The sequence below is a fragment of the Synechococcales cyanobacterium T60_A2020_003 genome, from assembly GCA_015272205.1.
In the GTDB taxonomy this organism is placed as follows: domain Bacteria; phylum Cyanobacteriota; class Cyanobacteriia; order RECH01; family RECH01; genus JACYMB01.
Genome location: JACYMB010000064.1, coordinates 1 through 11,494 on the forward strand (window position 1 = coordinate 1; position 11,494 = coordinate 11,494).

Annotated in this window: 6 protein-coding genes and 1 pseudogene; 3 read left to right on the plus strand and 4 right to left on the minus strand. The window is 52.3% G+C overall.

All coding sequences use genetic code 11. The features are described 5' to 3' along the window. From IGR76_03310 to IGR76_03320, 3 genes are all read left to right on the plus strand, one after another. Positions 1-1,123 (plus strand): filamentous hemagglutinin N-terminal domain-containing protein (locus IGR76_03310; protein ID MBF2077556.1); only part of this gene is annotated, 1,123 nt, incomplete at its 5' end. A 109-nt stretch (positions 1,124-1,232) separates the two neighbouring features. After that, the gene (locus IGR76_03315) at positions 1,233-2,372 is read left to right on the plus strand and encodes a mechanosensitive ion channel family protein (GenBank protein MBF2077557.1); all 1,140 of its coding nucleotides are present in this window, start codon (positions 1,233-1,235) and stop codon (positions 2,370-2,372) included. Then, positions 2,369-4,144 (plus strand): N-acetylmuramoyl-L-alanine amidase, encoded by a 1,776-nt coding sequence (locus IGR76_03320; GenBank protein ID MBF2077558.1) that lies wholly within the window; start codon positions 2,369-2,371, stop codon positions 4,142-4,144. The genes IGR76_03315 and IGR76_03320 overlap by 4 nt, the downstream gene beginning before the upstream one ends. Before the next feature lie 9 nt (positions 4,145-4,153). On the opposite strand, the gene IGR76_03325 is transcribed toward IGR76_03320, so the two are convergent. From IGR76_03325 to IGR76_03340, 4 genes and pseudogenes are all read right to left on the minus strand, one after another. After that, positions 4,154-4,684 carry a universal stress protein gene (locus tag IGR76_03325; protein MBF2077559.1) on the minus strand — a complete coding sequence of 177 codons (531 nt, stop codon included), beginning with the start codon at positions 4,682-4,684 and terminating at the stop codon, positions 4,154-4,156. A 285-nt stretch (positions 4,685-4,969) separates the two neighbouring features. Continuing rightward, complete coding sequence (locus IGR76_03330; protein MBF2077560.1) at positions 4,970-7,582, minus strand: EAL domain-containing protein; 2,613 nt, start codon at positions 7,580-7,582, stop codon at positions 4,970-4,972. Beyond that, positions 7,575-8,950 (minus strand): annotated as a pseudogene (locus IGR76_03335) (response regulator). The gene IGR76_03330 and the pseudogene IGR76_03335 overlap by 8 nt, the downstream one beginning before the upstream one ends. Positions 8,951-9,352: 402 nt before the next feature. Further along, entirely contained in the window at positions 9,353-11,266 is a 1,914-nt protein-coding gene (locus IGR76_03340) for a transketolase (GenBank protein ID MBF2077561.1), read from the minus strand. Positions 11,267-11,494: the final 228 nt, after the last annotated feature.

Genomic DNA, 11,494 nt, shown 5'->3' on the forward strand with positions numbered 1-11,494 from the left:
TCATCCTGGCATTTTACGCCGCAGAGCGGCGGGGAATCGACCCGCAGGGATTGAAGGATTACTCTACGCGGATGGGATTGCCAATGTCTTTCGCATGAATCCCAACGGTATCCTGTTTAGTGAGAATGCGTCGATTAATGTCGGAGGATCGTTTACGGCAACGACCGCCGATGCGATCGCCTTTGAGGATTTGGGAACATTCAATGCCCGCCCTCGCCAAAGCACAGACCCCCAACTACTGTCTGTTGACCCCTCGGCATTTTCCTTCCAAAGGGTTCCCGCTCCGATCGATGTCGCCACCAATGGTCTGAATCCTCTTCAGGTATTGGGCAACACAACGCTGCTGTTCCTGGGGGGGGATATTCACGTCGATTATTCTGCCCTATACGCACCAGGGGGAGGCTCGGTGCAACTGGTGAGTATTGGTGAACCGGGGGAAATTCTCTTTTCTTCGAATCCTCAGCTTTTTGATCTATCCATTCCACCTGACCTAGAGGGAGCAGATATCACCCTGCGCGACTCGACCCTTGATGTTCGCGCATTTGAACAGGGAGAGATGTTCTTTTTCGGGGACAATATTTCGATTAGCAATAGTGTCTTGCTAGGAGGAATTGGCGTAGATTTAGGATTTGAAGGGGCGATCGCCGGAGATCTGGTGTTCTCTGCAACAGACTCGCTCACCATTGACGCAGGCAGCGTCATCGGCAACAACATCTACACCGGAGCAATTGGCAACAGCGGTGACATTACCTTCACTGCTGCAGATACCATCCACATTGAAGATGTTGCCCGTATCACCTCTACATCTCTGAACACAGGTAACGCTGGTAACGTAGTTCTGAGGGCACGCGATTCGATAACGGTGGATAGAGCCTTAGTGCAAACGGATACGGGTCCTGATGAGGTGGGGCGATCGGAGGCCATCCAAACTCCTTGGGTCTCGCTTCCCTCAGCCCCTAGTTCAAGTTCCCAAGCGAATCATGGGGACACGACAGAAACCTCAACGAATCCTGAAGCGTCGTGGGTAGAAGCCCAGGCTTGGGTTGTCAATGCTCAAGGCCAAGTCGTGCTTACAGATTCTACTCCGGCAGATTTGGGTATTCCGTTGCGGTGTCGTCCGTAAGGAATGGGCGATCGCCCCTGTTCCCCAGCCCTGAATCTATCTTTTGTGGGATTTTAAGCTGCTCAAACTGTGGCACCGTATTAACGAACAGACAACAGGATGGAACTCTATGCAAGATATCTTGGCAAAAGAATTTCTGAATAATACAATTTCTGACTATCTCTTTGCCATTGGAACCCTGATCGGTGGCTTGATTGCGATCGCCATTCTTCGGAAAATTGGTCTTCATCGTCTGAGAAAATGGGCGATGCAAACCGAAAACACCATCGACGATGCCGCCATTCGAGCTGTCAAGAGATACATCGTGCCGCTATTTGCCCTAGGCGTAGTCTACATCAGCATTACGAGCCTCACCCTACAACCCCTTGCCCGACAGATCATCGATGTGATCAGTATTCTCCTAATGACGATTCTAATCGTGCAATTTTTGGGAGCATTGGTCACCTACAGCATTCGCCTCTATGCCTACTCCAAGCGAGACGAAGTTCCCAATCTGGAAATGAGCCTGAATGCCCTAGCTCCAGCCATTAAGGTCGTTCTGTGGTCGGTGGGTGTTATCTTTTTGCTGGATAACTTTGGCATGGATATCACCGCTATCGTTGCTAGTTTGGGAATTGGGGGTGTGGCGATCGCTCTTGCCTCCCAAGGATTCCTCCAAGATCTGTTTAGCTATTTTTCCATTCTCTTTGATCAGCCTTTTGAGATCGGAGACTTCATTAAAATTGGCGATAACGTCGTGGGAACGGTGGAATACATTGGCATTAAAACCACAAAGATTCGGAGCATCAGCGGTGAGCAGTTGATTTTGACCAACAGTGACCTAACGAGTGCCCGCATCCAAAATTTTAAGCGCATGGAACGTCGGCGCGTGGTCTTTCAGCTAGGCGTCACTTACGAAACGGGACTGGGGGCGCTAGAGCAAATTCCAGGCATTATTCGCACCATTATCGAATCCACTGAAAACACTCTCTTTGATCGGGCGCACTTCTTTTCCTTTGGGGACTTTAGCCTGAATTTTGAAGTGGTCTATTTTGTAACCACAAGTGACTATAATGCCTACATGGATGCGCAGCAGCACATCAACCTTGAGCTAAAACGAAGCTTTGCTGAACAACAGATCGAGTTTGCCTACCCAACCCAGGTGAACTATCTGACCCCGACAGCAGATTCGGACTCGCCTAGCTCAAACGGACAAGCCAAAACGATTGTTCAGGCCCTTAAGCTCGATTCGGATAAACGAAAGCCATGAAGTCAAATGTTTGGTGGAATGTTGCGAGTGTGGCGATCGCCAGTGGAAGTGTGATGATCACCGATCCGGCGATCGCCCAATCGTTATTTATTGCCTATCCTGCGGATCAGTACGAAACGACCTACGATCGCATTTTTCTGATTGGCACGGCCTCACCCGATGGCGAGGTGAAGGTGAATGGGGAAACTATTGAACGCAGTCCCGACGGACACTTTGCCCCCACGGTGCCGCTGCAAATGGGGCGTAACCAAATCACCCTAACCCACGGCAACGAACAATTAACCCTCACCGTTAACCGAATTTCCGCTACATCGCCCACCCCCGTCGGCGTTTCCTTTGCCGCAGACTCCCTTTCTCCTGCCGTCAATATTGCTCGACAGCCCGGTGAGTTGATTTGCTTCAGTGCGATCGCTCCCCCCAGCGGTGAGGTATCGGTACAACTCGGCAATCAAACCCTTCCCCTCACGGAACAACCCCTGGTTGAACTGCCGCCTAACTCTGCTGTCCTCACCTTCCAGAATCAGCCCATCCCGATTCCTGGAGCCGCAAGCTACCAGGGATGCGCCACCGCCACCGAAGCGGGTTCCTTTGGACAACCGGAGTTTCAACTCACCCTCAACGGGCAAACCGTGAGCCAAGCCGCACCGGGAACCGTGTCCGTCCTTTCCCCTGCCCAAATTGAAATCGCCGAGGTTACGGCAGAATCGGGCACCGCCCGCACGGGCCCCAGCACCGACTACTCACGCCTCACGCCCCTCCCTCAGGGAACGCAGGCCATGATCACTGGGCGCGAGGGTGAATGGCTACGCTTGGACTATGGAGCCTGGATTCGCGACAGTGAAGTGCAGATTCGATCGAGCGCTGTGCCACCACGATCGCTAATTCGCAGTGTCCAGGCTCGCCAGGTGGAGGGCTGGACAGAAATTGTGTTTCCGCTCCAGGTTCCTGTGCCCGTCACCGTTGACCAAGGCAGCAATACCTTTACCCTGACGCTGCATAATGCCACGGCTCAGACGGACACCATTTTACTCAGTGATGATCCGCTGATTGAACGTTTAGACTGGACGCAGCCCGACCCCGATCGCATTCAATACGTCTTTCACCTCAAAACCGAGCAGCAATGGGGCTACAAGCTGGACTATCGAGGCACAAGCCTGGTGCTATCCCTGCGGCATCCCCCCGCATCCGATGTTCCGGAGGCGAGCGATCGCCCGCTATCCGGGGTGAGTGTCCTGCTGGATCCGGGGCATGGCAGCAACGCTGATTTGGGAGCACGGGGACCTACGGGCTATCCCGAAAAGGATGTGACGCTGATTGTGTCCAAGCTCCTCCAGAACGAGCTGACTCGTCGGGGCGCAACCGTCTATATGACCCGCGAAGGCGACGAGGATCTGTATCCCCAGGATCGGGTAGACATGATCAACGAGGTAGAACCGACGGTGTCCCTCAGCCTTCACTACAATGCCCTACCGGATAACGGTGACGCCATCCATACCACTGGCATCGGCACATTTTGGTATAACACCCAAGCCCATGACCTGGCGATGTTCCTGCACAACTATCTGGTAGGAACCCTCGATCGCCCGTCCTACGGCGTGTTTTGGAATAACCTAGCACTAACACGCCCCACCGTTGCACCAGCGGTGTTGCTAGAACTGGGCTTCATGATTAATCCCTACGAATTTGAGTGGATCACGAATCCTGCCGAGCAGCAAAAGTTGGCGATCGCCCTAGCTGATGGGCTAACCGATTGGATTCAGAAGCGGGAATAGGGGCAGGGGTTAGGAGGCTGCTGCTGACGCCTCTGACTGGGCTGAGGATGATTTCGGCGTTGGCTCGATGTGGACAATTAGCACCGAGCAAGGGGCATGGTGCAACACGTAGTTACTCACACTGCCCAGCAGCAAGGCTGTCAGCCCAGAGCGGCCCCGCCGACCCATCACCACTAGGTCTGCCCCCCACTGCTCTACCAGTTTGCAAATATTTTTGCCCGCCTGTCCCACGTTTTGGGTGGATTCTGCGACCAAACCCTCATTTTTGGCCGTTTCTACCCAGCGGTCTAGCATCGCCAGTCCTTTTTTCTCGTACTGCTCCCACTGTTCGCGATAAATGAGGAGGTTGGTGTCACTCAGGGCAGGATAGTAGCCAATATCGGGACTGACGAGGATTTGGGGACTGCCGTCTTCTTCGGCGGATAGGACGTGTAACAGCATCATCGATGCTTGATTGGCTTTGGCGATCGCCAGCCCTTCTTCAAAGACACGCTGTCCCATGGGGGACTGATCAAGGGCGACCAAAATTTTCTTAAACATGATGTTGCTCCATAAACAAAATCTTTGGGGGTAGAATATGCAGATCAGGCTCTATCCGTTACCGACCGTATCCATTCATGGAAAATTTCAAAGAGCGAATTGTGTACGGTAGGGTCAGAGCTACGGGAATCAAATATGACCGAATATGACCTGAAAGGGGGATATCTCTACGGTATCGCTAATAGCAACTGAGGATTAGATCTAGCAACAAAGATTTTCGTTTCCTGTTGTGTTGGCTCCTAGACCCAGGTATGGCGCAGTGCCAACGGTTGAAGAGACTCAGGGCTATGCAAAGAGAATGGGATGGTGAGTGTTCTGGTCTAAGAGGGCATCGGCCTGTTCTTCGGGAAGTGGTTTGGAAAAATAGTACCCTTGACCATACTCTGCACCTATCTCTTTGATCCTTGCCAATTGCTCTTGAGTTTCAATGCCTTCGACGATTACGGTGAGGGATAGGTTTTGGGCGAGGGTCACGATTGCCCGCACAATGGCAGATTTTCCCTCTGGATGGGATAGTTGATGCGTAAAGGATCGATCAATCTTGAGGCTGTTGATCGGAAAATGCTGCAAATAGGCCATTGAGGAATATCCCGTTTCGAAATCGTCAATGCTAAGCTGTACCCCTTGTTCCCGAATCTGGCGCAGCACCGCTACAACCGCATCGGTATTTTCCATCAGCATTCGTTCGGTAATTTCGAGCTTGAGGCAACGACCGTCTAGCCGCGTTTCTTGGAGGATGGCAGTTAAGGTGGGCACAAAGGCAGGATCGCGAATTTGTTTGCTGGCCAGGTTGACACTCATCATGAGCGATCGCGCCATTGGCCAGCGATGCTGCCATTGCTGCATTTTTTGGCAGGCGAGACGCAGCACCATTTCGCCCAAGGGGATGATTAGCCCTGAATCCTCGGCAATGGGAATAAAGTGATCGGGAGGAATCAACCCTTGCTCTGGATGTTGCCAGCGCATCAGGGCTTCGAAGCCTGCCAACTGTCCCGTCGCGATCGCCACAATCGGTTGATAGTACAGCACCAACTCATGACGCTCAATGGCATGGCGCAAGTCTGTTTCTATCTGAAGTAGATGCACTGCCCGTCGATGCATTTCTCGATCAAAAATTTCGTAGTGGGCTTTGCCCGTTTCCTTGGCGCGATACATGGCAATATCGGCATCCCGGAGCAGTTCTGTCGCCTGTTGATACTCCGTAGAGCCCATCACGATGCCAATGCTGGCACTCATCGTCACCCGATGCCCATCGAGGTCAAACGGTGTTTTAAGTAGGGTTTGAATCCGCTCGGCAACACGGGTCGCGTCGGTCATATCCTTGATGTCATCTAGGAGAAGGGTGAATTCATCTCCGCTGAGGCGGGCGAGGGTGTCCGCAGGTCGCAGACAGCCTTGGAGTAATCGAGCCGTTTCCAGCAAAATGCGATCGCCCACTAATGGCCCTAGGCTGTCATTCACGACCTTAAAGCGGTCGAGGTCGATAAACAGCACCGCGAACTGGTAAGACTTGTGGCGGATCATTTGACTCAGTGCCATTTCGACCCGCGCCATAAATAATGCCCGGTTCGGCAGTTGGGTCAAGGCATCGTGCAGGGCATCATGACTCAGCTTCTGTTCGGCTCGTACTCGAGCCGTGATATCCCGGGATACACTCACAAGGCGGATAATTTCGCTGTTATCTCCCAAAATCAGCTTTGAAAGCGTTTCTACCCAAATAAACTCCCCTGACTTGTGCTGCATTCGGTAGGTTAGGGAAGACAGTGCTTCTTGTCGGTCAAGGGTGTGGGCTGCTATTTGGAGGCGATCGCGATCGTCTGGATGAACCAAGGTGTTGGGATCTTGTCCGATCAACTCATCCGGGGCATAGCCCAGCAGGGTTTCGCAGGACGGGCTAATGTACAGGTAGCGTCCAGTGGGTTCATGCAAACACACCAGATCCCTCATGTTTTCGGTGATCAGGCGCAGGCGTTCCTCGCTAGCCTGGAGCGATCGCTCTGCTCGTTTCCGATCCGTGACATCCAACACTAGGGACAGTCCTGAAACAAACTGCCCGGACTCATCCACCAGCGCAGAGTTGTACCATTCACAGTCCAGGACATCTCCCGATTTCGTATAGTTGCGATTGCGCGAAATCACCCGGGACTGTTCGCCTGCTAGCAAGGGTTGAATTCGGTCGTGTACCTGGGCTTCATCCTCTTCGTAAACAAACTGCCAAGCCGTCATCGTCTTTCCTAGGACTTCCGGCTCTGTCCAACCAAACATTTGCTCTGCTTGCGATGACCAGCGCTCAATGGCAAAGTTGGAATCCCACTGAATGACCGCTAGGGGGGTATTTCCAACGTGAAAGTTCAATTCCTGAAGCACGGTCTGGAGCGATCGCTCCGTTTGGGTGCGAATTTGAATCTCTTGTTGCAAATTGCGGTTGGCGTCTTCCAGTTCTCGGGTGCGCTGCTGCACAAGCTCTTCCAAGGCTTGATTAAGCTGGGCAATTTCTTGGCGAGCACGACATATCGCGAGCTGATTCTCGATCCGGGCAATCACCTCCGGAATTTGGTAAGGCCTGGTGATGTAGTCCCCACCGCCCACTTCAAAGGCTTTGACCTTATCCAAGGTTTCATCCAGCGCACTGAGAAAAATAACCGGAATCTCTCGCGTTTCGGGATCCTCTTTGAGGAGTTGGCACACCTCATAACCGCTGAGGTCGGGCATTTTAATATCTAGTAGGATCAAATCTGGCGGGGCATTTTTCGCCACCCGCAGCGCCATAGCGCCATTCACAACACCCCGAACCTCATAGCCCCGTTCTGTCAGGGTAGCCGACAGGAGATGAAGATTCATCGGCGTATCGTCCACGATGAGAATATAGCTTTGAACTGAGCGGATAGAGTCAGTCATTGAGGTGTTCGATAAGGTCAATAATCTTGTCGCAGCGAAAGTTGTGTACCCAGCTAGTGAGAACGGTAGATAGGTTATCAGGGGTTGCTGGAATGGCTTGATACAGTTGCTCAATCCATGCCTGGGGCATGACGCGCAATACCTCAGGCTCAAGGGTCGTCGCTACAGCAGAGGGGAATGAGGATGTTACCGAAGAAACTGGATCGGTTTCGTAAATGAATTGAACGCCCAGATGCTCTGTAAGTTTAGCGTACAGCGTATCGGGATCAATCGGTTTGCGGACAAAGTCATCGCATCTTGCCGACAGTACAACCGAGCGCTCTTCATCAAATATGCTAGCCGTCAGCGCAATCACAACCGTGGTTTGCCCCTTGAGATGGGCTTTGATATAGCGAGTGGCCTCGTAGCCATCCATCACGGGCATGCGCATATCCATCCAAATGAGGTGGGGCTGCCATTTTTCCCAAAGGTCGATGGCTTGTTGACCGTTTTCCGCCTCTTTCACCTCAAAGCCGAGGGGGTGTAGTAAACGGACTAGGATTTGGCGATTCGTCCAGCGATCGTCTACAACCAAAATGCGGTAGGTGGGCTGATTGGGGGCGAGCGCTAAGACCCTAGGCATCGGTTTACCGCTCGCTTCGACCATGGATGCATCGGCGATCGCCACGGGGATTGCTAAGGAAAACACCGTTCCCTGTCCTTCCTGGCTATTCACTTTAATGGTGCCCCCTAACAGGCGGACAAACTGCTGACTAATCGCCAAGCCCAATCCACTGCCTTCTTGAGATTTTTGGCCGATCGGTGTTTGCGAGAAAGCTTTGAGTGGAAGTCAAAGCTATTGTCCTGAGTTGTGAGCCGTCCAGACTCAATCTTGGCCATTTCCAGCACGTCGTTGATTAATTCCAGCAGGTGTTGACCGCTGCGGGTAATGATGTCGAGTTCTTTAGCGCTATGCTCCATATCGGGTGATCGCGCCAGGATTTGCGTAAATCCCAGAATAGCGTTCAAGGGTGTGCGGAGTTCGTGACTCATGCGGGCCAGAAATTCGCTTTTAGCTCGGTTGGCGTCATCGGCATCTTCTTTGGCGGTGCGGACATGCCCCAAGCTGATTTCTTCTAGATTGATCCGATTGATGAGGATTGGGGTGCTCATGTAGGTTTGTACCTGCCGATCAATCCGCTTTGAGGTTTCCTGCCTCAGTTGCCGCGCAACGGAGTTAACCGCATTTTGCCCGTTCCGAAGCGACAGATAACCGGTTAATCCTACCGCTGTAACAATCTGCAAAACAAACGGCACGATTAAAACAAGCCGTAGAGGAATGCGTCTAGAGGCTGCCAAGCCCGACGCAGACGAGCGTACAGAATTCATAGGTTATGTCCAAACCCAGATGGCAACGGTTCGTGTGCTGAATCCCGAACTCAAAAGTAGGAGGGGTACAGCCATACGGTAGAGATTAATGTAGCGATTAAAATTTGTTTGAATGAGAGCCGTCGTTTAAGTTCTGGTGCAAGACGGGCACAATAGTCTCGATGCTCCAGTGTACAACGCCAGTCCAGCGAACGTCCCAAAGTTGTAACCTGTGTTAAGCTCACCGCTCTTCAACAAAAAACGAGGCAGAAATCTGCCCCGTCCCGCCACTCAATTCAAACCTTCAAACTAGTGGCGATCGCCCCAACAGTGGAACGATGTAGCTAGAGGTTGAGAGTCATAGGTCGAACCGCACCCAGGGGCGATCGCCACTTTCGTTCAAACTCCAGCTCACCAATACCCCTAGCCCAACAAATCTTTCACCTTTTGTTGGATGCCAACGGGGTCAATACCCTGGTGGGGGAACTGTTCCCACAGACCACCACAGCCTTCTTCGTGGGTTCCCAAATAGGCAAACTTGGGCGTATATCCCCGCTCCAGCAGCCACGATCCGAAGCGGCTACCTAGCCCCGTCTTCCGGTTAAAGCACTCCACCGTCAGGACAAAGGGAGCTTTACCAATCTTGGCCATCATCTCTTCATCGACGACGTTCAGGGTCGGTTTATTAATCAACCCTACATCGATTCCGTCCTGCTTCAGACGCTCAACCGCATCCAGCGCTCGGTACAAAGCATCACCAAAACTGACAATGTAACCCGCTGTTCCTTCGCGAACGACCTCATCTTTACCGGGAGTAAAGGTGTAGCCCTCGCCATAGAGTTCTTTGCCATTGGTATCTAGCAAAATTGGCGTCTTGGAACGGGTCGAGAAGATAAAGCGTAGACCTGGATCAAAGAAGATTTTCTCCACCACGGCCTTCATTTGATTGGCATCGGCGGGGAAGTAGAGTTTGGTATCGTAACCGTCATCTAGCCCATTATCGGCAAAGAAATTGTTCAGACCGAAGTGGCAGGTATTATCCGCCATGTCGTCAATGCCAGAGTGGGAGAAGTGGCAGAGCAGGTTGGAATAGTTCAGCCGCGCCATCGTAATCTCGGAAATACACATTTCCAGGAATGCAGCAAAGGTGGCGAAAATACCTTGCTTGCCTTCGGCCATCCCGAATCCAGCCGCAGCGGACAGGTTGCCCCGCTCCATAATCCCAGAGGGAATAAAGACTTCGGGGTGAGCATCGTGGATTTTCTTCAGACCGCAGGAGCCTTCTAAATCGCTATCGACCACCAGAACTTTTGCCTTGCGATCTTCCTCGCTCATCGTGTCGAGCACGCTATTGACCGCATCACCAAAGACGTTCCGGTTGGAATCCCACTTTTCGCCAATACCGAGGAAGGAGTAGGTATTCTTGGGAGCCTGAATACCCTTGAGATACTCGACAGCAGCGGCGTGTCCCTTGGCTTCTAGATATTGCAGCGCGAGTTTGACGGAGATCACATCGTGACCGTGGTTTGATCCTTCCAGTCCCTCAATACCGGGGCACATCGGACGCTTGCAGATAACGGCGATCGGGCCGGGAGTGTTGATGCTTTCGCAAATGGCGGCGTACAGCGCATCAATATCTTCGCCATTCACTTCCAATACTTGGAGGCCATGACCTTCCAACGTTTTCTTAACGCTGTAGCCAGGAAGGTACTTAGAGGGATTTCCCGCAATGGTGACATCGTTGTCATCGATGATCAGCTTGACGTTGATGTGTTGGGCAACGGCAAGACGGGCTGCCTCTGCATCATTACCTTCTTGCTGGGAACCATCGGAACCGAGGCAGAACACGGTTTTTCCAGGATTTGCCAGGGCAACACCGTTCACATAGGGCCACATATGTCCCAAGCGGCCAGAGCTGAACTCTACACCGGGAGTCAGACCGAGTTCTGGATGTCCGGGCAGTTTTGAATCGGCAGTACGGTAGTACATCAGTTGCTCGGCAGGCATGTGTCCGCGCAGAACGGATACGAGATACTGTGTTCCTACTCGGTGCCCTGCTTCATCAAAAAAGGTAGGGACAAATTTATCGGGTTGGCTGCGGAACAGGGCATCCAAAATCATGACTTCGGGAACGGTGTCGTAGGGACCACCCGTATGCCCACCCACGCCGCGTGCAGCTCCGGTTGCGGTGAAGAAGACGATTGCATCCCGACAAAGCTGGATATTCGCTTTGAGCGCATCACGCTGCTCGGCGGTGAGAGTGGACACTGCCGGATCAAGCGTAACGGACTTATACGCACTTAAATCAATCGGAAAACGGGCAGTATCGGTTGTCATAATTTCTCCTGAACAATAAGCAGCAAGGTAATAGGTAGGGAGTTAAGGTCACGATGATCAACGGGCATCAAACATACGTCGCTTCTTGACCACCATTCAACTCATGGTTTAACCATAACCTGGGCGATCGCCCCTAAAACGACAAACGTGCGATCGCATTCTAGTGAACTATAGCGTTGTTGCATGAAAGAGGGGTTACGGGCGGGAGAGGCATGGTAAATTTCAGTT